Below are 22,111 nucleotides of genomic sequence, written 5' to 3'. Positions count from 1 at the left end.
ATTATAATTTTAATAAATGGTGGTTATCTTGCTCGTACAAAAAGTCATACTTTCTTGCTCCACCAAAAATATCGTTATTGGTTAAATTTCTATAAAAATTTTTCTTTTTATCGAGCACTTGTTGTCCGGCTTCAGTTAACACAATCCTATTATCTGCCAACGTATAAAAAATTGCTAATTGCTGCAGGACTCGTTGCATTTGTATATCTGCATATCCGTAATAACCTTGGTATTCTAATGCATAGCCTAATAACTGTGTTTCATTAGAAATAGTATGCAAATCTATTAAGCGTAAAATATTTCGTTCTAAAGAATTAATACCGGTAATGCTATTAGGAAAGCGTTCTATATGCGCCCGAATACTACTCGATAAATATTCAAAATTTGTTTTTGTTTTTATTTGTAGTTTTAGCAATTGCGGATCGTTACTACAATAAAGCTCCCACATAAAGTTAGAAACTTCTAAATCTTTTTCAGTTAATAGAATTTTCTGTTTAAAATGCTGTAATAAATGAGCAGTATTTAAATGTGATAAGGGCGTAAGACTCTTTTCTCCTTTTAACTTTTTACTGCACACTAAATAAACAGGAACCTGTTTTTTAAAATTTGTAAAATAGTAAACAGCTGCTAATAAATTGATGTGGCAAAATAAATCGAATTCAAACCATAGCACGATATGGTCGTAATCTTCTATGGCTTGAAATCGTTTAAATTCATCTACAAATCCATGTTGATAATCCTCGTTACTTACTCCGTAATATTCTTTTAAAAAATCTTGACGCATTTTGAAAAAGGCATCCGTTCCCACCTCTTCCGAAGTTGGTCCTTCACACAACATTTCTCGCCAAATAATTTTCTCTCCTTCAAGAGCTAGTTTGCTAAAATTATCAGCTAAACTATCGCCATGAATTATATGTAATGCTTTATTTTCTTTCAATTTTCAGCCTCCCACACGTTTAACGTTATATCCATCTTTTTTTAGTATTTCCATTATTTTATCCCGATGATTACCCTGTATAATAATTTCATTATCTTTTACAGAGCCTCCTACACCACATTTCTTTTTAAGTTGTTTTCCTAGTCTAATAAGATCTTCTTCTAAACCTTCAAAACCTTTAATTATAGTTACTATTTTTCCACCACGGCCTTTATTACTAAAGTGAGCTTCTAAATATTGTTTTTTAGGAGCTAAGGTTTCTGTTTGTTCGGTATCTTGGTATTCGGTCTCGTCAAAATCGTTATTGGTAGAAAAAACAAATCCTCCTAAATCTTCCAATCCTAATTTCTTCTTTGCCATAAAAATTTTATTTTTTTGCTAATCCTATTTCAACTAAACGTTGGTGTAAAAATTCGCCTGCTGTAATATCTTCGTATTGTTTTGGGTGTTCTTCATCGATACATTCCTCCAAACAATTTAAAGGCATTTCGCTTCTAGGGTGCATAAAGAACGGAATAGAATATCTTGGTTTATCCCATTCTTCTTTTGGTGGATTTACTACCCGGTGTATAGTAGATCGTAGCTTATTATTGGTGTGCCTTTCAAGCATATCTCCAACATTTATCACTAATTCATCTTCAGCTGGTATAGCATCTATCCATTCACCATCTTTTCGTAATACCTGCAAACCTCCAGTAGAAGCTCCCATTAATAAGGTTATTAAGTTTATATCGCCATGCGCTCCAGCTCTTACAGCTCCTTTTGGTTCTTCCGTAATAGGAGGATAGTGGATAGGGCGTAAAATTGAATTCCCATTAGTTACCCATTTATCAAAATAATCTTCTTCTAAACCTATATAAAGGGCTAAAGCTTTTAAAACATACATGCCTGTTTTTTCCAGCATTCGGTATGCTTCCATACCTGTATGATTAAAGTCTTGCAATTCTTCAACATGAACATTTTCAGGGAAGTCACCGGCAGGTTCTTGCCCAAAATGCCAAAATTCTTTTAAATCACCTTCTTTTTTTCCTTTAGCATGTTCTTTTCCGAAAGAAATATATCCACGTTGTCCGGCTAAGCCTTCTATTTCATATTTACTTTTTATATCAACTGGCAAATCGAAAAAAGCTTTTATCTCTTTATAAAGTTCTCCGACAAGATCTTCACTTAAAAAATGGTTTTTTAAAGCTACAAAACCTATTTCTTCATAAGCTTTTCCTATTTCTTCTACAAACTTTTGTTTTCTCGAATCATCGCCTGAAGTAAAATCAGCCAAATTAACACTGGGGATATTTGTTATAGCCATTATTAAAATTTTATATATCTCGTAATAAACAAATTTAAATTAATTTTCTTTAAAATTTGAACCTCTTTTTTATGAAATATTAGTTTATGTTTATTTGCAATTGAATCAATAAAGGTAAATAAATACTTAGTAAAATAAGCTATCTATTATTAAAGCTTAACTAAATAAGACTACCTAAAAATAGCTAGCTTTTTGTAAATAAAGAAATGATTGTAGCTTTAAAAAAGCCAAAAAATTAATAGAATATTAATAATTGTACGCAAAAATATTTTTTAATTAAGAATCCTTAACAAATGTGTTGTTAAACTAATGATAATCTTTTGTACAAGGATAACCACTATACTAATTTAGTTGTAATAACTAATCAAAAAAAATTATTATGATACGTCTAATTATTATTTTTATAATTATAGCTGTTGTTGCCGCTATATTTGGCTGGGGAGGGGTAGCAGAAGGTGCTACAGACATTGCGCAAATTATATTTTATATTTTTGTTGTATTGTTGGTTATATCGCTAATAAGTCGTTTGTTTAGACGATAAGCACATTATTTTTGAACAAGAAATACCAATGTCTCAGCTTGTATAGGTTGTTGCATTGGTTTTTATTTATACTAAAAATTTATACTAAAATGAAAAAATTTCTTTCCCTAACGGTATTGGTGCTAGTTTTAGTTTCCTGTGGAGGAACTAGTAAAGTAGCCAAACAAGCTAGAAAAACTTTCGATGGTAACTGGACGTTAACAAGTGTTACCTATCCTCAAAACACCGGAACATTTAATGTGACTTTATTTAATGATGCAGCTGCAAGTTGCTTAGAAGGTAGTACTTGGGATTTTGTTTCTAACAATAATAGAGGTACTTACGATGTTTCCGGTAGTAATTGCACAAGTGGTACCAGACATTTTATATGGTCTATAGATGAAGAAAATACTCCGCAAGGTGTGTATGATTTTCTTTTAAAACCTGTAAACGAGAAGTATAAATCTACTAATGGAAACCAAGGTTTCCGACTTAATTTAAGTTCGCTTACACAAAATTCTATGGTTTGGGAACAAACCGTAACACTAGAGGGTTCTCCTTTTGTGATAAGAATGACATTCAGTAAGCTTTAAAAATAAAATCAAAAATAGATATGAGAAAAACAATGAATAAATTTTTTGCGGTAACAATTGCAATAGCTACCTTATCTTTAGTTAGCTGTGATGCAATTCAAAATGCAAATAATAAACAAAAAGGAGCTGTAATAGGATCTGCCGGTGGAGCTACTATAGGAGGCGTAATTGGTAACAATGTTGGAGATGGTAATTCTGCTTTAGGTGCCATTATTGGTGGTGTAGTTGGTGGGGCTGCCGGAGCTTATATTGGTAATAGAATGGATAAGCAAGCTAAACAAATTGAGACTGAAGTTCCTGGAGCAGAAGTAGAAAGAGTTGGAGAAGGTATTAATGTTACTTTTAACGAAAATAGTGGTGTCTATTTTGATACTAATAAATATAATATCAATGCTAAATCTGAAGCTACATTAAATAAATTAGCTGGGATTTTAAAAGAATATCCAGACTCTAATATTTTAGTAGAAGGACATACTGACAATACAGGTAGTGCTAGCTACAATTTAACCCTTTCTAAAAACAGAGCTCAATCTGTAACTAACTATTTAGTAGACAAAGGTATTTCTGGTAGTAGATTCGATACTAAATGGTACGGACAATCTCAACCAAAATATGATAATAGTACTGCTGAAGGTCGTTCTAAAAATAGACGAGTAGAATTGGCAATTATAGCCAACGAAGACTTAAAACAAGAAGCAAAAAAAGCTACTAACGAATAAAAAATTCATTTATTATAATAATTTATAAAGGCTACAAATACTTGTAGCCTTTTTTATGGAAATTTTAATGATTTAATAAATACAAGTTAAACTACTCTAAACAAGATTGGTTTTAAATAAAGCACTTTGTAAATTCATATTAATTAATTAAAAATACAATTTATGAAGACTGTAGATAAGATGGAGGTATTGCACAGCCAAAGTGCTGAATATATTTTGAAAGGTGAAACCGGTAAATTTTTAAAATTAATTCCCGATACATTTTTAATTAAGGGGGAAGAAAAAGATGGGGTTTTTAATCAAGGTTATGCATTACGACATATTAACAGGAGAGATATTATCTTAATTGATGTAGTAGAAGAAACATCTAAAAAAGCAGTCCAAAAATTAGTAGACGATGGATACAATATCAAAGCTATTTTAATTACTTGCGATGGGATTTTAAAAGATGCTTACGCTGATTTAAAAACTTTATCTGAAAATGCCGGAGGTGCACCAGTTTATGCACATCCTAGAAATAATTTTAAAGATGAGTTTAAAACAAAAGATATTACCACAAACGCAAACGATCTTAAGCATTTTGGATTAAAAATTATTGATTTTCCTGGAGATGCTGGTGCTTCTGTTTTAATTTATTCTGAAATTAATGGAGGGATGGTATTCCCTGGAGAAGATGCCGTAGGATCTAGATACGACTCTGACCTGAATACCTTTGAGAGACCTAAAATGAAGCGCGAAAACGACAATTTTGGATTAGCGGAAAGCTGGAGTGCTTTCAATGAAGATTTTGATTATTTGTTTCCTAGAAAAGGTAAACCGGGATTTAATGTAGAAGAAGGAGCGCGTGTTGATATTCTAAATAAATTAAGTAGATCTGAATAATTCAATTATAAATTCTAAGATTTTAGTTGAACCTTTTATAAAAAATCGTCACTCAAAAGTGACGATTTTTTTTATTCTATTTATCAAATCTAAAAACTCTCTAAAATTATAATGATTTGAGGGTAACGTATTGTTAAAAAGCTTTTTATAGACATCTATATAAAGTAACTTATAGTCAAAAAACAGACTATGCCTAAACTAAATGTAACACAAAAACTAATTAAAGAACATCTTTTAGAAGGGGATATGTATACTCCCGATAAAGAAATTGGTATAAAAATAGACCAAGCTTTATTACAAGATGCAACTGGAACTTTAGTGCAGTTGGAGCTAGAAGCTATGGGACTAGAAAAAGCAAAAACAGAAGTAGCAGTACAGTATGTAGATCACAATTTATTACAAACCGATTTTAAAAATGCAGATGACCATAAATTTTTACTCTCTGCAGCTCGAAAATTTGGACTATGGTTTAGCCGACCTGGAAACGGAGTAAGTCATCCCGTACATATGGAACGTTTTGGCAAACCTGGAAAAACTTTGGTAGGATCAGATAGTCACACTCCCGCTGCAGGATCATTAGGCATGTTGGCAATAGGAACAGGCGGTTTAGATGTTGCTGCTGCAATTGCAGGACAACCTTATTTTGTGAAAATGCCTAGAATAATGGGAGTTAAATTAACAGGTACATTGCCAGATTGGGTAAGTGCCAAAGATATAATTCTAGAAATGCTTAGGCGATATGATGTAAAAGGAGGCGTTGGTAAAATCATCGAATATTATGGTCCGGGAGTGGATACACTTAGTGCAATGGATAGGCATGTTATAGCAAACATGGGAGCCGAATTAGGAGCTACTACTACTGTTTTCCCTAGTGACCAAGAAACTAAGAAATTTTTGAAAGCACAACAACGTGAAGAAGATTGGGTTGAACTTTTACCAGATGAAGGTTGTGAATATGATTTGCATGAAGAAATAAATTTATCACAATTAGTACCCCTTATTGCTTTACCAACAAGTCCAGGTAATGTAGTTCCGGTAAGCGAGGTAGCTGGTAAATCAATTAGCCAAGTTGTAATAGGATCTTCAGCCAATCCGGGGTTAAGAGATTTTTGGATTGCTGGAGCTATTGTAAAAGATAAATCAATTGATTCAGGGGTTTCTTTCGATATTAATCCAACTTCAAGACAAATAATCCAGAATATGATAGATACCGGTGCTTTTGCTAACCTAATAAAAGCAGGAGCTCGTTTCCATCAATCGGGTTGTATGGGGTGTATTGGTATGGGGCAAGCACCAGCATCGGGAACAATAAGTTTACGGACAATGCCACGGAATTTCCCAGATCGAAGTGGTACTAAGGACGATCAGGTTCATTTATGTAGTCCGGAAACAACAGCAGCTTCCGCATTAACCGGAAAAATAACAGATCCTCGCGATATTGAGGAAATTTATAAAATGAGTTATCCTCAATATAAAGCTCCGGAAATTGAAATAATTAATGAGGATATGTTGGTACCACCAGCAGAAGATGGTGAAGAAGTAACACTAGAAAAAGGGCCTAATATAAAATCACTACCAACTATAGAACCTTTAGCAGATAAAATTAAAGTACCTGTATTGCTGAAAATGGGTGATAATATTTCTACTGATGAAATTTTAAAAGCTGGAGCTGAAGTTTTGCCTTTTCGAAGTAATTTACCTGAGATTAGTAAATTCTCGTATACAGTAATTGATGAAAGCTTCTATGACAGAGCTATGGAAGCCAAAGAGAAAGAAAGCGGACATGTTGTAGTTGCAAAAGATAACTATGCGCAAGGTTCTAGCCGAGAACATGCCGCATTAGCACCAAAATTTTTAGGACAACATGCAGTTATAGCTAATAGCTATGCCAGGATTGCTTGGCAAAATTTGGTGAATTTTGGTATTTTACCTTTAGAATTCAAAAATATTGAAGATTATGATAAAATAGAGCAGGGGGATACTGTAATTTTAGAAAACTTACGTGATAATGTAGCCAACAGAAAACCAATCACTGTAAAAGTATCTAAAGAAAATGGTGATGAAATAAGCTTTGAAACAAAACACACATTGAGTGATCGACAAATAGATATTTTACTAAAAGGTGGAATTATTAATACCTTTAAAGAAAAATTACATAAAGAAGAAGCTAAATAATTAGATTATTCATAGTAAAAAAAGCCCTTTTCAAAGGGCTTTTTTTAGTTTCAGTATATAGCTAATATTTAATGCTTTTGCATCTGACCTTTTTTCTTGTCTAACTGCTTATCAAGATCTTTAATCGTAGATACAGCTGCTGCTTCAAAAGAATCAGCGTTAGATTCTGCAAAAATTTGTGGACCTGGGACACTCAATTTAATATTGCAAATAAATCCATTTTTATCATCAGCATGATTTTTCTTAAAATGAACTTCAGCTCGAGTTATAAAATCATATTTTTTTTCAATTTTATTTAATTTTTCATCAGTAAACGTTTGTAAGCGCTCACTTTTACTTAGCTGTACAAATTGATATAATGTTTCCATAAATGTTTTTTATAAGTTACTAAGGACGCTAATATCGATAAGCTTTACAAAGGTTTTAAAAATTCTTTTAGAAAATTTATAAATACTTTAATTCTTAAAAAACAGTTTAAAATTATAATAAATCGATAATTTTATAATATTTTAATACTATTTACCTATTACTTAACAAGTTATAATTCTTTTAAAAATGTTTATTAAAATCAAATATATTTTTCCTGCTTTATTCATTTCTCTATCACTAATTTCTTGTGGAAGTCAGAGAACGATTGCCGATATATCTAGTTTTGACGATTTAAAAGCGTTTGCTGCTAATTCAGAGTTTGAGATTCAGAATCAATGGGCAAACCCCATGAGAAGTGGAGCAATTAGTTTAGTTACAAATACCAATTATATACGAATGAATAAAGATTCCGTTTCAATATATCTTCCATATTTTGGTGTACGGCAAATGGGAGGAGGGTACGGTAGTACTGGCGGAATTGAATATGATGGTATAGCTAAAGATTTAGAAATACTGGAAAAACCTAATAAAGAGAAAATAGAAATTCACTTTAGCGTAAAAAATAATACCGAAAATTTATTATTTTTAATAACACTTTATAAAAACGGATCAGCTCAAACTTTTGTTACAAGTTCCGAACGCGATAATATATCGTACAGTGGTAAGGTTTATAAATTAAGGATAGAAGAATAGCATTTAAAAGCACTGATTTTCAGTAATTAAAATATTCTATTTTACATAATATAAATTATAGTTCAATTAAATTTATCTATTTTTTAAAAAGTTATAACTTGCATTATGTAAAATAAAATTCCAGCTTAGGACTGCTTGTAAATACTGCTGAATATATTTTTTTCGTTCTTTATCTGCTACAGTATTATTTTGCACAGTATCCGGAAATGCAGCTCCATTTTCAGTCACTAAAATATTTTTTACACCTTTATAATTATTATATTTTTTTAGCAACTGAAAAAGTCCTTCCGGATAAATTTCCCATCCCATTTCAGTTGTTTGAATATTTCGCTTTTCAGCTTTTACATTTGTGGCTTGCAGATACGGAATCCACCACGCATTTTTTACAACCTCCCGAGTATAATTTTGAATGCCAATAAAATCAAATTCAAATTGAAGTAATTTATCATCTTCAGCTTTATAAAATTTCTCAACTCTTTTAAGAAATGGCAACTCATTAAACGGATAACCATATCCTAAACTAAGTTCTAAAAATAAGCGATTTATCAAGCAATCTACACGGCTAGCAGCATTATAATCTTTTTCACGATTTCGATAAGCTTCAATATGCGAACAAGAAAATGTGGTACCCATGTTTAAGTTTTCGTTATAATCTCGTAAAATTTTACCGCCAATTGACTGACAGAGAGAAGCATGATGCATTGCCCGTATAAAATTTTTAACTCCTCTCCTACCTGGAGCGTGAATTCCTAAAAAATGACCGGCTCCCAAAAAAACTAAAGGTTCATTTAAAACCATCCAATTTTTTACCCGATCTCCAAAATGCTTTACACAAATATTTACATATTGTGAAAACCAATTGATGATTTCTCGATTAATCCATCCTCCTTTTTCTTCTAATGCTTGTGGTAAATCCCAGTGATAAAGCGTAACCCAAGGAGTAATTCCCAGTTCTAAACATTTATTTATTAGTCGGTTATAAAAATCGATTCCTAATGTATTAATTTTTCCTATTCCGTCTGGTAAAATACGAGACCAAGATAATGAAAATCGAAAATGCTTAATATTCATCGATTTCATCAACAGCAAATCATTTTCATATCTATTATAGAAATCGCATGCTACATCGGCATTTTGGCCTTTATAAATTTTCCCTTTTTTATGAGAAAATTCATCCCAAATAGATGCTTTCTTGCCGTCTTTATAAGGGCTACCTTCTATCTGAAATGCAGCTGAAGCTGTACCCCAAACAAAATGATCTTGAAATTCTTTTTTATTCATCTAAAGTTATGGGTGCTCGTTTCCAATTACTTTTTTTTGGGAGATTTTCCGCTGCGTGTTTAAAAAGTAAATCTATAATTTTTGACGTCTGATTCGGAAAATTTATTTTTAGAATTATATCATTTTTTAACCATTCTCGAATTTCCGGAATTCTTTTTTTCTTTAGGTTTTTAAGAACTTTCACTCCCATATGGTGCAACATAGTCGCATTACATTGTTGTTCGTATTGAAATTTCATTGGGATTACTAATACCTTTTTTTTAAGAAACAGAGCTTCTGCAGGAGTTTCAAAACCCGCTCCACAAATTACGCCTTTGCAGTTAGCCATACTTTTTAAAAAACCTTTATTATTTATAGGGTTTATTTTTATATGCCCAAAATTAGCTGATTGTATATTGTGTTTAGAAAAAATTTGAAAATTATAATTCGGGAATTCATTAAAAATTTTTAGTAATTTTTTGTCGGAATAAGAAGGTAAATACACAGTATAATATCCTTTATCGGTACAATTTAATGCTCGTATTTCGCTTCTGATAACAGGGGTGAAAACTTGCTGATCTAGAGCTTTAAAATGAAATCCAAATTGATAATCGGTTGGTGCGTATGTTTTTAATATTTGAATGCCAACTGCATCTTTTTTTGTTGACTGTGGTGCCATGGGGTGTAATACAGCAGATTGATGACTTAACGAATAACAGCGTTTATGCGCATAAAAACAAGCCCAAGAAGAAACGGGTTCAAAATCGCTTATAACTAAATCGTATTCTCTAACAGGAAGCCCTTTTATTTCTTTGTAAAAACGTTTTAGCCGATTCTTTTTATAAGTTTGCCAAACATCGACACCGCCTTTTTTACCAAAAATAAAGCTAAGCCCTTTTAATTGATATTTTACCGGATAAGGTAGAGTAATATCGCCTTGGATTCCGCTTACCAGAATATCTAACTCGCCTTTTTGTTGTAAATGAGGGATTATTTCTAAAGCTCTACACAGATGTCCATTCCCTGTTCCTTGAATTGCGTATAGAATTTTCATCAATTAAAAATTCTAAAAAAACTGTACTTAGACTTTTCCTTAAAAATAAACGGAGAGATTAAAAAAATTAGCCTACGCTTAACAAAAAGATGTATTAATACAGCTTGTATATTAGCATTTAGATAAGTAGCAGAATTACTTATTAATTTAAAGTAGTTACGGTCAGATATTAAAGTCATAATTTACATGATTTATGGTCACAAAAAATTATAACTAAATGGTAATAAGTATGTTAAAACCTGTTCAAGAAAGTGTAACTTTATTATTAAATTACTGCTTAAATATTAAGTTAATTTCAGCGAAGTCATGCTTAACGAACCTCCCACTGCTTTATCGTTAAAAAATTCAAGAATATCTCCTTTTTCTTGTAATGCTAAAATATATAAAAGAGGTAAATAATGTTCGCTAGTAGGTATTGCAAGATTTACAGCTACTCCTAATTTTTTATAATTTTGCAATGAATAATGATCGTTATTCTCAATAAGCCTTTTAATCCGTTTATTTGCTTCTCGAGCCCACGCAAATGCATGATCTATTTTATCAAAATTATTCCAATCTATTCTGTTTAAATTATGTACAATATTACCGCTCCCTAATATCAAAATCCCTTTTCTTCTTAAAATTGATAACTCCTTAGCCAATTTATAATGTTCTAAAGTAGTTTTATAAGCATCTAAACTTAGCTGAATAACTGGAACGTTTGCTTCCGGATATAAGTGTTTAAGGACACTCCAACTACCATGGTCTAATCCCCATTGATGGTCTAATAAAATTGGATTTTCTGTTATGCTTTTAGAAATATTTTTTGCTAACTCAGGTGCTCCATTTACCGGATACTTAACTTCAAAAAGTTCTTTCGGAAAACCACCAAAATCATGAATAGTTCTAGGCTTATTCATAGCAGTAACCGCAGTACCTTTAGTTATCCAATGAGCTGAAATACAAATTATAGCATTAGGCTTTGGAATGGTTTCCGAAATTTTACGCCAACTTAAAACAAATTCATTTTCTTCAATAGCATTCATGGGGCTACCATGACCGAAAAAGAAAATCGGCATTTTTGGAGTGCTTTTATAAGAAAGTGATAAATTATATAATTTATGAAAATCCATTGGTGTTCAATTAAAAAAAGCTTTCCGAATAAAAATTCAGAAAGCTTTTTAAAGTTCTTTTTTATAAAACTAAAATTAGCCTAAAACTTCTTCTAATTGTTTTTGTGCTTTGTCCATAGCTTCATCTTGAAGTTCAGGAATAGCTAAACCTTCTATACGCACAATCTCTACATCTGTCATTCCTATAAATCCGAAAACTTTTGTTAAATAACCAGAAACATAATCGTACAATGGATTTTCTGAATATACACCACCAGAACTCATTGCTATATAAACTTTTTTATCTTTTACTAAACCTTCTGGTCCTTCTTCAGTATAATGGAAAGTTTCTCCATTTTTGGCCAAGTGGTCGATATATGCCTTTAATTGAGAAGGAATACCGAAATTGTATAACGGTGCTCCTACTACTAAAATATCAGCATCAAATAATTCTTTAATAACTTCATCTTGAAGTTTTACAAGATTATTTTGTTCTTCAGTTCTATTAGCTTGAGGTGTTATAATAGCAGACCAAGTTTCTTCTGTAATATGAGGGAAATTTTCAGCAACAATATTACGCTCTACAATTTTACTTTCTTGATATTTTTTTTGAAGATTTTCCAATATTCTTCTGCTTAGGGCTAAGCTATAAGAATTCTGTCCATTAATACTGGAAACAATATGCAAAATGTTTTTCATAATAATTATTTTTTCCAAATTTACGGATAGTTAAGGTAAATTCAAGGAGGGCTTTACTATATGTTAGTAGGTATTTTTAGTCGTAGTAACTATATCGTTCTCGATATTCATCTGGAGTAACACCAATTTTCTCTTTAAAAATAATTTCTAACTCTTCTCCATCTCTAAAGCCGCATTCAAGAGCTATTTCATGGATGTCAAGTAATTCCAATTCCGGAATTAATAATATATCGCAAGCTTCATTTATACGTAAATCATCTAAATACTTTTCAAAACTGTGCTGCTCTACTTTCCATAATGCACGAACAATTTTATCTTCAGAAATATCAATTATATAAGCTACTTGTCTTAACTCTAGTTCTGTATATAGATACAATTTTTCAGATTGCATTAATCGATCTAAATCTTCAACTATTTTTCTAGATTCTTCATAACTAACTAAATCATCAGAATCTATTTTATCTTTTTGTTGACTTTGTGCAAAAATTTTTGACTTTAAAAGAAAATAAAAAAAAGATAATAGTATCGCTAACAATAAAATATACCCATGAAAAAGAATTACCATAAATGGTAAAAGAAGAAATAATACGCTTATATAAACATTAAAATATATAACAATCCCCATCCTTTATCTATAAAAAAAGATAACAATTATGTAGGGTAACTGTTTATTTTTAATTTTTAAAAAACCTTATAAAAGACTAATGACTCACAAAATTGAAGTAATTATTAGAAACGACAAAACATTTAAACCATAAAACTAATTATTTAAAACGTAATTGAATAATTGATTAATAGTTGATTTAATTGAACAATTAAATCAGACTACAAAAAAATACTATATAGAATTTTAAATACAACATTATAAAGAAATAACATGCAGACATTTAACATCACAAAGAGACACTCTCCTACTCTAAAGCTGTTATTATGATAATTCATAAAATGACTTAGAAAAATAGCTAGATAAAAAAAATCGATTGTGAAAAATTAAAATGTTACGCTAAAGAATAATTACATTTATGTAGAAAAATTTAGTTAAAAATAATGAAAATAAGTTAACCGAAATAAACAATTATTTTATAGAACATTTATTATTAAAAAAGAATATTTACCCCCCAACTCAACATGTTTAAATCATTATATGTAACTATACTACCTTATTTATGCTGTATTCCTGCGGGATACCTTCTCAATAAAAAAAATATAATTCCAAAATCTTGGATTCATAAGCCGCTATTATTTGTTTTATTACCCATTCTAGTGATAGATCATGTCCTGGAAGCTAATTTTTCTAACTTAATTATTTTAGCTATACTTTCTTTTGCATTAGCTTTTTTAATGGTATTTCCTGCTATTTTATTCGATAAATGGTTAGATAATTCCGGAAATATCAACATCTTAAAAAGCGGTTTTTCATATTTTAATGTAGCATTTTTTGGGATCCCTATTGTGAAAGCATTATTTGGAGATAAAGCTGTTACTACTTTAATATGCATTTATGTTGGCACTGCTATTTACGGAAATATTTTTGGATATATCCAAGTTGCCAAATCAAAACTTAATACTAGAAAAGCGATAATAGAGGTCCTTAAAATTCCTTTTATATACGTAATTATTTTGGCTTTAGTTTTAAAAGGTTTTGGTGTGCAAAACCTGAAAGCAGCAAAACCGGTAATCAATGTAATAGGCACTGTAGTTTCGGTATTAGGAATGATGATTATAGGAATGAATTTAACAAATATTAAATTTGAATCTATTAACTGGAAGTATTATTGTAAAGCGCTTGGTATACGTGCTTTATCAGCTATTATTATAACTGCAGGATTAATGGGCTTAGAGTATTGGTTAATAAATGGTTTGCAGAAACAAGATAGACAAGTATTAGCTTTAATACCATTATTTCCTATAGCTGCTAACTTAGCCGTTTTTGCATCATTTTTAAAATCTCAAGAAAAACAAGCTGCTTTATTAATCGTTATTTCTATGATTTTATCATTAATCCTTATACCAATTGGCGCAATGATTTTTGATTAAAATTAAAGAAAAGTGAAAATCTTGTATAGCCATTTTACATATAGTAATTTCATACAAAAAAAGTATGAAAGCTATAGGATTTACTAAATCACTACCCGTCGATTCTAAAAATTGTTTTATTTCATTTGAGACTGAAAAACCAATACCTGAAGCTACAGATTTGTTGGTGAAAATTCATGCCGTTTCCGTAAACCCAGTAGATTATAAGGTGCGTCAAAATGCTGCGAAAAAGGAAGAGTTAGAAGATCCTAAAATTATCGGTTGGGATGCATCAGGAATTGTAGAAGCTGTGGGTAGTGATGTTTCTAATTTTAAAATTGGTGATAAGGTATATTACTCAGGAGAATACGAAAAACCAGGCTGTAATGCTGAATTTCAATTAGTAGACCATCGTTTAGTTGGACATAAACCTAGCAATCTATCTTTTGAGGAAGCAGCAGCTATGCCACTGACTGCTTTAACAGCCTGGGAGTCCATTTTTGATCGACTAAAAATTAAAAGAAATGGAGAAAAAAATTAAACTCTTTTAATAATTGGTGGTGCCGGAGGTGTTGGATCTATTGCAATACAAATTGCTAAAAAACTAACTAATACTAAAGTAATAGCCACAGCCTCGAGGAAAGAAACTAAACAATGGTGCGAAAAAATGGGAGCAGATTTGGTGGTAAATCATTATGATTTACAAAATGAATTGAAAAAAGCCAAAATAGATACTGTAGCTTATATTTTAAATTTTGCCGACACAGATTCACATTGGGATAATATGGCAACTATAATTGCACCACAAGGTCAAATTTGTTCGATAGTGGAAAATAAAGAACCTTTAGATCTAGATAAATTAAAATCGAAAAGTGCAGCTTTTCATTGGGAATTTATGTTTACCCGATCACTATATAAAACAAACGATATGGTAGCCCAACACAAAATATTAGAAGAGTTATGTATCTTGTTTGAAGATGGAACTTTACAATCTACTATTAATAAAACTTTTCAAGGTTTAAATACTGAAGTTTTTAGAGAAGTACACAAACTACAAGAAAGTGGAAAATCTATAGGTAAAAATGTTATACGTTACAATGTTTAAAAGATTTTCAATAATCTATAAAAAACACTTAATTCTAGTTAAAGTATTATTAAAGAAGGTTTTCTAGCATAATTATAGGACTATATAGGATACACTAATTAATTTAATAACGAACTAATTACAATTTAATTTATAAGATTTTAATCATGATGACCCCTCAATTAATTATCGGAGCTTATGTATTACTTATAGTAACAACCTCATTATTAATATACAAGTTACTTATTGAACAGAAAAAAAGTAAGACATCTCAAAATATAGTTTCTTTAAAAAAGACCTTTAAAAATAAAAAAGTAGTTTTAGATGGTTCTTTTAAGGAAGAAAACAAAATGGAAATTGTGGAACAATTGAGGAATTGGAATGTGGAAATTGAACACAAAATGTCTGAAAAAACGGGTGTTTTAATCACAGGTAAAAATCCGGATCTAATGGTTATTGAAGATGCTAAAGCAATTGGTGCAAAAATTTTAAATGAAGATGTTTTAGTAAATCAGCTTAATACCCCTCAAAAAAATACTTATATTAAATTAGCAACTATAAATAATTCTCAAATACAAAAATTAAAACCTCAGAATGTTAAGGCATCTTAACTATTAAGGGGCGCTTTTTAAAATTAAAAAATCCTGCTAATAAATTTATTAGCAGGATTTTTTTCATCAACTATAACCAACTTAAAAAACATTCATTAATCTCTAGCTTTTACAGGATAATCTAAGTATCCTTTTTTTCCAGGAACATAAAATGTATCTTGATCCCAATCTGTTAAAGCTATTCCTTTTTTAAATCGTTCTACTAAATCTGGATTCGAGATATATGGCTTTCCATAAGCCACTAAATCTGCATTTCCTTCTTCTATTAGTTTGTTTCCTTTTTCCTGATCAAAACCACCATTTATAATTATAGTACCCTTGTAAATTGGTCGGTAATGTTTAGCAATTTCGGTTACTGCAAACTTATTATCAGATACATCGGTAAATGGTTCTGATAAGTGTAAGTAAGCTAAATCGTATTCATTTAACTTATTAACTATATAATCGAAAGTTGGAATAGTTTCTTCATCAAGAGTTATTCCAAATAAATTATGTAAAGATGGATTTAAGCGTAACCCAATTTTTTGTTCCGGTATTACTTCTTTAATAGCATCAATTACTTCAAATAATATTTTAGCTCGATTCTCGATACTTCCACCATATTCATCATCTCTTACATTTGAACATCTATTAAAAAACTGATGTAGTAAATAACCATTAGAAGAATGAATCTCTATTCCATCAAATCCTGCTTTCATTGCATTTTTAGCACCAGTCTTAAAATCGTTTATAGTACGCTTGATATCCGCTATGGACATAGCTTTTGGAGTAAGAGTCTCTTTAAACCCTTCTTCCGTAAAAACTTGTCCATTCGGATTAATAGCAGATGGCGCTAAAGTTGGATTCCCATTTTGAAAGTCGGGGTGAGACATTCTCCCTACATGCCATAGTTGAATAAAAATCCGTCCATCTTTATCATGTACTTTATCGGTTACTTTTTTCCAACCTTCTATTTGTGCTGATTTATAAATCCCAGGTACGTTTATATATCCTACAGCTTCATCACTAATTGGTGAGCCCTCAGAAATTAATAGTCCACCCGAAGCTCTTAAAGCATAATACTCGCCTTCCATTTCTTCAGTTGGTTTGTTTTCCGTATTGTCTGCTCGACTCCTCGTCATTGGAGCCATTACTATTCTATTTGGTAATTTTAATCCGTTTAGATTAAATGATTTTAATAATTCTTGTGTTGAACTCATAATCTTTTTTTAAATAAAAATCTGGCCAATATAGACCAGATTTAATATTTTCATTGCAATTTCTTTCCCTTTTTCCTTTCACTCACGAAGATACTACTGAATTTTGATTTAAAGCCTTGATATATGTTAGTAAGTGCTGTTAAAAATTGTTAAGCTATACAAGCTCTTTACGGATACGACTAAGGCTTTCAGGTTTTATACCTAAGAAATTAGCAATATGGTAGTTAGCAATACGATGCTCTAATTGCGGATACTTCTCATAAAATTCTAAATAACGCTCTTTTGTATTTTTTGATAATGAAGATAAAACCCTAGCTCTTAGTGATATAAAAGCATTTGTTATTTTAATTCTAAAAAAACGTTCAAATTTAGGGATTCTTTTTAATAATTCGTTTTGTGCATCTTTATGAATAGCTAATAATGTACAATCTTCTAGACACTCTACTGTTAGACGCGCAGGAACATGGTTAAAAAACGATTCGTAATCACTTATCCACCAATCCTCCATAGCAAATTGCAGGATATGTTCATTTTCTGAATCATCTGTATAAGAAGCTTTTAAACAACCTTTCACTACAAAATAATTATAATCTACATTATCTCCTTCTGTTATCAGTTTCTCTTTTTTACTAAGTTTTATTTCTTGGAGAATACTAACAAACTCTTCTTTTTCTTCTGGTGTAAGGGTAATAATTTTTGAAACATGATTAAGTATAACCTGATGCATAAAGAAAATTAAGTTTTAAAATGATACAGTAAATTGTCGGTTTACCGAGAGTTTACTTACATTTAATTAAAGGTATATCTTTTAGCACAAAATTGCTTATAGAGAATTATACTATTTTATAATTGAGATTCACTTTCGTTATATTCTTTTAAAAGTACATCTATTTTTTTAAGTAATTTCCAATATAATATTTTAGTGTTCAATAAATAAAAGCTCACAGAGATAATTGTTAAAATGATATAGATAAATCCTACTAAAACTAGGATTTTAGATAAGTTTTGATTCTGGATAATTTTGGTAAAAACTTCTGTTTCTTTATATACACAATAAAAAACAAACGATAAACCCCCAGAAAATACTGTTCCCATATACAAAGCGTATTTTTTTACAGTACTTTTTAGTAGTTTTTGATACTCTATTAGAAATGAATACGATTTTTGTCCAATCTCTAATCTCGACAATTTATTTATAATTAAATGATTAAAAATATAATGTAGTCCTAAAAATATAGTGGTTGCAATTGCTGCATCATACTTTTTATAAAATAATAATAGTGAAATTATACCTATACTGACTGGAATTAATAAAAGCTGATCTTTTTTCATAACTTCATTTATCTTTTGGTATACTATAGAAGTTTTTCTATTATAAAAATCGGGTTTCATTATTGATCCATGATTGCCTTTTTCCCAGATTTTTTCAATACTATTTTCCATATATAATCGTTTTTAATTTTATTTTAATTCTATTGATTCTTACTCCTATTGCACTAATGGTAAAACCTGTTATATTTGCAATTTCTTTATAAGATTTAGATTCTAAATACAGTACAATAATTGCTTTATCTAGTTCTGGTAATTTTTGTATTGCAGCATATAGCAATTGAAGTTCTTCATCTTCAAATACACTGGGTTCTGTAATATCTATAGAGGCAATTGTATTCTTCTTAATATTAAGTTGAGATTTATGCTTCTTTAGCATCGTCATACATACATTTAAAGTAATACGATATACCCAAGAGGACCATTTGCATTGCTGCTTAAATCGTTTATGGCTTTTCCAAACCTGTAAACAAACTTCCTGATTATCGGTATATGCTCGGCACAATTTTATTAGAATACCCTTGTAAGGCAATATTTGGCTATTGTAAAAATCTTCACTCAAAATTGATATTTATTGGATAAGTAAATTGAAAAACTAATTTATTACTAACTTTTTTTATTTAAATTAAGTCTAAATAATTTTTAATGTTTTTAATTTAAAATATATATTTGTCCCGCATTAAAATTTGGAAACAAAATGCTAACCTGTGCGTTATTTTTAAATTTATTAGGAGTTTGGTGCCATTATCTTACTTCTAAAAAAATTAAAATCGATTCTACTCGACTTGAAGATTGGTTACAAAATCATTCTAGATTAGCAATAATATTCAATATTGCATTACAAATATTTTCGTTTTCAATTTTAATATATACATATAGCTGGGCAACTTCTCTTTTTGTTTTTATTGTTTTTTTTATGCTTAGCACTAGCCTACTTGTTTTAGGACGACCTTTAAAATTACCAACCAATTATTATTTACTGGTAATTTTTTTATTAGGAATTTTTATAGAAAATATCGTTTAGATGCCTGCTCAAAAAAAATATTTAACCCAAAAAGTACATCAGAAAATTGCTAAATTCACTGCCGGTTTTTTTGGCGGATATTTACTTTCTGCTTTATTTCATATGGTTTTAGCACTCTGGTTACCAAACCAACGTATTATATTAATAACTTCTATTTATACATTGTTTTTACTATGGATGCTTTTATTCATTATACCTTATCTATTTAAAAACGGCTGGAAAGTATGGGGTATTTATATTTTAGTAGCAACAGCTCTATATGCAGCATACCATTACGGGGAAATTATTCATGCAATTAGTTAATAACTATGCCGAAAAGAAATTACAATGTATTTTTTCATTTACATACAATAAGCGGTATTATAATTAGTGTGGCCTTGTTTATCATGTTTTTCTGCGGTGCTTTTGCTTTATTTAAAGATGAAATTACAGCATGGGAAAAGGGTATTCCGGTAAATATGGAAAAAGCGCTCGATATAGATTACGATCGTGTTATTAAAACAATAAAAGAAGAAGGGTATACTTTAAAAGGACGAGATATTCGTTTTACAATGCCAGATGCAAAACAAAAAATGCTGGTAGTTTTAAATCCTTCAAAAATAGAAACCGCTCCAGAAGCTGAAAAAAAATCGGTTTATTTCAATATAAATACAAGAAATTATAAAATTTCTACTTATTATAAATTTTATAGTATAGGAGAACTTATTTATCGGTTACACTTTTTCTCACAAATTCCAAGAATTGGATATTATCTATCAGGTTTAATTGCATTTTTCTTTTTGCTAGCAATAGTAACCGGCGTTATTATACATTGGAAAAAAATAATACCTAATTTTTATACGTTTAGACCTAAAAGTAAATTTAAAACAATCTGGACAGATGCTCATACGGCTTTAGGAGTTATAGGCTTGCCATTTCAGTTTATGTATGCATTAACCAGCTGTATTCTATGCCTTACTGCTTTAATTCTAGTACCTCTTAATTTTCTTTACAACGGACAACAACAAAAAGTTTACGAAGAGGTACGCCCTGCTTTTAAAAATTATGAATGGGTTGCAGAAACAAACGCAAGCATTCCATCTTTAAATACATACGTTGTAAAAGCTGAAAAAAAATGGGCCGGTTTTACTCCTACTCAAATTTTCATTAAAAACTACAAAGGACAGAACATGAAATTTCAAGTAGATGGTTTACTTGATGCCCAACATGGATTATTTAGTAATGGAAGAATGATTTTTGATGGAATAACAGGTGCTGTTATTGCTGAAAAAAATCCAAAAGAGAATACCTATACCGAAGCGGTCGAAATTGCTATCCGTAGATTACATTTTGGTGATTTTGGCGGGCTATTTTTAAAAACTATTTATTTTATTTTAGCTTTAATAACATGTTTTGTAATCCTAAGCGGCGTACTTATTTGGTTAGTGGCAAGAGATAAAAAACACATAGATGCAAGGAAGCGAAAATTTAATCGTGGCCTTGGTTATTTTTATATAGCCCTATGTATGTCGTTATATCCAGTAATCGCTGCTAACATGCTTGTAGCTAAAATAATACCAAGAACACTAGATGATGAGCGAAAAACTATTCTTTATAGCAGCTTTTTTATAACTTGGTTACTAGTAACACTGATTTTTAGTTTTAGAAAAAATAATTATTTAACTACTAAATATACCCTTTTAATAGGATCTGCTTTGGGATTTGCTATTCCCATTATTAATGGATTTTTTTCAGGAAACTGGATGTGGAAAATGTATGCTGAAAATCAAACTGAAATTTTATTAGTAGATATATTATGGCTTATTTTATCTATTATATCAATAAGTATTCTATTTAGAACAAAAAAACCTTCTTAAGAATAAGCTTTTAAGAAGGTTTTTTTGTTACATCGATCCAATTTTTTTTAAATTAAAATTAGAGCTATCACTTAAAATAGATAATCTATTACTCTTTCCTCTATTATTATATTTTTTAGCATAAACCGCTATTTGCTCCCACTGGTTTAATTTAACTAATTTATTTAAACTTACTGTATAAATTTCTCCATCTTTTACGGCACTATCGATAGTCAGAAACACTGAGGAGCTCGCTATTTTATTTCCCCATTTTGCAAGGTAGAATTCAATTATCGCATTTTCGGCATCATCATCATCAATCCTAATTGAAATTGTAGCATTAGCTTCAAATATTCCAGCTTGTTTTACTTGTATACCATTATTAGATAATTGAGTATTTTTCATAAAATAAGATTTACTAAACTGAATATCAATAGCATTTTGGCCATTACTTAAATTTTGAGAAGATTGCATATATAAATCGGCAAAGACTTCTTCATTACTGCTTGAAGTAGAAGAATTAGAAGCTGTAGCAGAATTGTTTAAACTTTTCCAAGTAGCATTTCCTTTGCTATCTGAAGTTAACACTTTTCCTTCTCCTTGATTTCCATCAACCAATTTAAAACTTCCGTGTAAATCTAAAGTAGCCTCAGGATTATATGTCCCTATCCCAACTTTTGATTTAAACCAACTATTTTGGCTTCCGTTTGCATCA

At 30.3% G+C, this 22,111-nt stretch carries 27 protein-coding genes; 13 read left to right on the top strand and 14 right to left on the bottom strand.

Going from position 1 to position 22,111, the window contains the following annotated elements; translation table 11 throughout:
- Nucleotide 1: 1 nt before the first annotated feature.
- From ACN0WI_RS15735 to ACN0WI_RS15725, 3 genes are read right to left on the bottom strand one after another with little or no spacing between them, the layout of a single operon-like run.
- A complete protein-coding gene (locus ACN0WI_RS15735; RefSeq protein ID WP_417888005.1) occupies nt 2-937 on the bottom strand; it encodes a DUF1835 domain-containing protein in 936 nt (311 codons plus the stop codon).
- Nucleotides 938-940: 3 nt separating this feature from the next.
- Entirely contained in the window at nt 941-1,297 is a 357-nt protein-coding gene (locus tag ACN0WI_RS15730; protein WP_417888004.1) for a translation initiation factor, read from the bottom strand.
- Between the two features lie 7 nt (nt 1,298-1,304).
- Entirely contained in the window at nt 1,305-2,243 is a 939-nt protein-coding gene (locus tag ACN0WI_RS15725) for an isopenicillin N synthase family dioxygenase (RefSeq protein ID WP_417888003.1), read from the bottom strand.
- Between the two features lie 379 nt (nt 2,244-2,622).
- Here ACN0WI_RS15725 and ACN0WI_RS15720 point away from each other — a divergent pair, with 379 nt between their 5' ends.
- The 5 genes from ACN0WI_RS15720 (at nt 2,623) to ACN0WI_RS15700 (ending at nt 7,132) form a co-directional block, all read left to right on the top strand.
- Nucleotides 2,623-2,784: a DUF1328 family protein gene (locus tag ACN0WI_RS15720; RefSeq protein ID WP_417888002.1), complete on the top strand. Its 162-nt coding sequence runs from the start codon at nt 2,623-2,625 to the stop codon at nt 2,782-2,784.
- Nucleotides 2,785-2,873: 89 nt separating this feature from the next.
- Nucleotides 2,874-3,356: a lipocalin family protein gene (locus ACN0WI_RS15715; RefSeq protein WP_417888001.1), complete on the top strand. Its 483-nt coding sequence runs from the start codon at nt 2,874-2,876 to the stop codon at nt 3,354-3,356.
- 32 nt (nt 3,357-3,388) lie between these two features.
- Nucleotides 3,389-4,075 (top strand): OmpA family protein, encoded by a 687-nt coding sequence (locus ACN0WI_RS15710; RefSeq protein WP_417888000.1) that lies wholly within the window; start codon nt 3,389-3,391, stop codon nt 4,073-4,075.
- Between the two features lie 162 nt (nt 4,076-4,237).
- Nucleotides 4,238-4,957, top strand: a complete 720-nt coding sequence (locus ACN0WI_RS15705; RefSeq protein ID WP_417887999.1) for an MBL fold metallo-hydrolase — start codon at nt 4,238-4,240, stop codon at nt 4,955-4,957.
- A 189-nt stretch (nt 4,958-5,146) separates the two neighbouring features.
- Nucleotides 5,147-7,132 carry an aconitate hydratase gene (locus ACN0WI_RS15700; RefSeq protein ID WP_417887998.1) on the top strand — a complete coding sequence of 662 codons (1,986 nt, stop codon included), beginning with the start codon at nt 5,147-5,149 and terminating at the stop codon, nt 7,130-7,132.
- Nucleotides 7,133-7,200: 68 nt separating this feature from the next.
- Here the strand turns inward: ACN0WI_RS15700 and hpf are convergent, their stop codons facing one another.
- Entirely contained in the window at nt 7,201-7,500 is a 300-nt protein-coding gene (hpf, locus tag ACN0WI_RS15695; protein WP_417887997.1) for a ribosome hibernation-promoting factor, HPF/YfiA family, read from the bottom strand.
- A gap of 187 nt (nt 7,501-7,687) precedes the next feature.
- On the opposite strand from hpf, the gene ACN0WI_RS15690 reads away from it, so the two are divergent.
- A complete protein-coding gene (locus ACN0WI_RS15690; RefSeq protein WP_417887996.1) occupies nt 7,688-8,194 on the top strand; it encodes a DUF4251 domain-containing protein in 507 nt (168 codons plus the stop codon).
- Between the two features lie 72 nt (nt 8,195-8,266).
- On the opposite strand, the gene ACN0WI_RS15685 is transcribed toward ACN0WI_RS15690, so the two are convergent.
- The 5 genes from ACN0WI_RS15685 to ACN0WI_RS15665 form a co-directional block, all read right to left on the bottom strand.
- The gene (locus ACN0WI_RS15685) at nt 8,267-9,475 is read right to left on the bottom strand and encodes a glycoside hydrolase family 1 protein (protein WP_417887995.1); all 1,209 of its coding nucleotides are present in this window, start codon (nt 9,473-9,475) and stop codon (nt 8,267-8,269) included.
- A complete protein-coding gene (locus ACN0WI_RS15680; RefSeq protein WP_417887994.1) occupies nt 9,468-10,508 on the bottom strand; it encodes a glycosyltransferase family protein in 1,041 nt (346 codons plus the stop codon). The genes ACN0WI_RS15685 and ACN0WI_RS15680 overlap by 8 nt, the downstream gene beginning before the upstream one ends.
- A gap of 284 nt (nt 10,509-10,792) precedes the next feature.
- A complete protein-coding gene (gene ygiD / locus ACN0WI_RS15675; protein WP_417887993.1) occupies nt 10,793-11,620 on the bottom strand; it encodes a 4,5-DOPA dioxygenase extradiol in 828 nt (275 codons plus the stop codon).
- Nucleotides 11,621-11,695: 75 nt separating this feature from the next.
- Entirely contained in the window at nt 11,696-12,298 is a 603-nt protein-coding gene (locus ACN0WI_RS15670) for an FMN-dependent NADH-azoreductase (RefSeq protein WP_417887992.1), read from the bottom strand.
- 76 nt (nt 12,299-12,374) lie between these two features.
- Nucleotides 12,375-12,923, bottom strand: a complete 549-nt coding sequence (locus ACN0WI_RS15665) for a helix-turn-helix domain-containing protein (protein ID WP_417887991.1) — start codon at nt 12,921-12,923, stop codon at nt 12,375-12,377.
- Between the two features lie 503 nt (nt 12,924-13,426).
- On the opposite strand from ACN0WI_RS15665, the gene ACN0WI_RS15660 reads away from it, so the two are divergent.
- From ACN0WI_RS15660 to ACN0WI_RS15645, 4 genes are all read left to right on the top strand, one after another.
- Nucleotides 13,427-14,335, top strand: coding sequence for an AEC family transporter (locus ACN0WI_RS15660; RefSeq protein ID WP_417887990.1), 909 nt, complete (start codon nt 13,427-13,429; stop codon nt 14,333-14,335).
- 64 nt (nt 14,336-14,399) lie between these two features.
- Nucleotides 14,400-14,855: an alcohol dehydrogenase catalytic domain-containing protein gene (locus tag ACN0WI_RS15655; protein ID WP_417887989.1), complete on the top strand. Its 456-nt coding sequence runs from the start codon at nt 14,400-14,402 to the stop codon at nt 14,853-14,855.
- Nucleotides 14,856-14,864: 9 nt separating this feature from the next.
- A complete protein-coding gene (locus tag ACN0WI_RS15650; RefSeq protein ID WP_417888012.1) occupies nt 14,865-15,419 on the top strand; it encodes a zinc-binding dehydrogenase in 555 nt (184 codons plus the stop codon).
- Nucleotides 15,420-15,568: 149 nt separating this feature from the next.
- A complete protein-coding gene (locus ACN0WI_RS15645) occupies nt 15,569-16,009 on the top strand; it encodes a hypothetical protein (RefSeq protein ID WP_417887988.1) in 441 nt (146 codons plus the stop codon).
- 95 nt (nt 16,010-16,104) lie between these two features.
- On the opposite strand, the gene ACN0WI_RS15640 is transcribed toward ACN0WI_RS15645, so the two are convergent.
- The 4 genes from ACN0WI_RS15640 to ACN0WI_RS15625 all read right to left on the bottom strand — a co-directional run bounded on the left by ACN0WI_RS15640 (nt 16,105) and on the right by ACN0WI_RS15625 (nt 19,099).
- The gene (locus tag ACN0WI_RS15640) at nt 16,105-17,208 is read right to left on the bottom strand and encodes an alkene reductase (RefSeq protein WP_417887987.1); all 1,104 of its coding nucleotides are present in this window, start codon (nt 17,206-17,208) and stop codon (nt 16,105-16,107) included.
- A gap of 154 nt (nt 17,209-17,362) precedes the next feature.
- The gene (locus ACN0WI_RS15635; RefSeq protein WP_417887986.1) at nt 17,363-17,935 is read right to left on the bottom strand and encodes a Crp/Fnr family transcriptional regulator; all 573 of its coding nucleotides are present in this window, start codon (nt 17,933-17,935) and stop codon (nt 17,363-17,365) included.
- A gap of 116 nt (nt 17,936-18,051) precedes the next feature.
- Nucleotides 18,052-18,651, bottom strand: coding sequence for a hypothetical protein (locus ACN0WI_RS15630; protein WP_417887985.1), 600 nt, complete (start codon nt 18,649-18,651; stop codon nt 18,052-18,054).
- A complete protein-coding gene (locus ACN0WI_RS15625) occupies nt 18,641-19,099 on the bottom strand; it encodes an RNA polymerase sigma factor (protein WP_417887984.1) in 459 nt (152 codons plus the stop codon). Before ACN0WI_RS15625 ends, ACN0WI_RS15630 begins: the two co-directional genes overlap by 11 nt.
- 135 nt (nt 19,100-19,234) lie before the next feature.
- Here ACN0WI_RS15625 and ACN0WI_RS15620 point away from each other — a divergent pair, with 135 nt between their 5' ends.
- From ACN0WI_RS15620 to ACN0WI_RS15610, 3 genes are read left to right on the top strand one after another with little or no spacing between them, the layout of a single operon-like run.
- Nucleotides 19,235-19,561, top strand: coding sequence for a hypothetical protein (locus tag ACN0WI_RS15620; protein WP_417887983.1), 327 nt, complete (start codon nt 19,235-19,237; stop codon nt 19,559-19,561).
- Entirely contained in the window at nt 19,562-19,864 is a 303-nt protein-coding gene (locus ACN0WI_RS15615) for a hypothetical protein (RefSeq protein ID WP_417887982.1), read from the top strand.
- Nucleotides 19,865-19,869: 5 nt separating this feature from the next.
- On the top strand, nt 19,870-21,417 hold the full coding sequence (locus ACN0WI_RS15610; protein WP_417887981.1) for a PepSY-associated TM helix domain-containing protein: 1,548 nt from the start codon (nt 19,870-19,872) through the stop codon (nt 21,415-21,417).
- Between the two features lie 27 nt (nt 21,418-21,444).
- Here ACN0WI_RS15610 and ACN0WI_RS15605 read toward each other — a convergent pair.
- On the bottom strand, nt 21,445-22,111 hold a 667-nt coding region (locus tag ACN0WI_RS15605; RefSeq protein WP_417887980.1), incomplete at its 5' end, for a hypothetical protein.

It is taken from the genome of Zunongwangia sp. (assembly GCF_048269745.1).
Classification (GTDB): Bacteria; Bacteroidota; Bacteroidia; order Flavobacteriales; family Flavobacteriaceae; genus Zunongwangia.
Note: the sequence above shows the minus strand (reverse complement) of the source record. Positions and strands in the feature narration are given on the sequence as shown.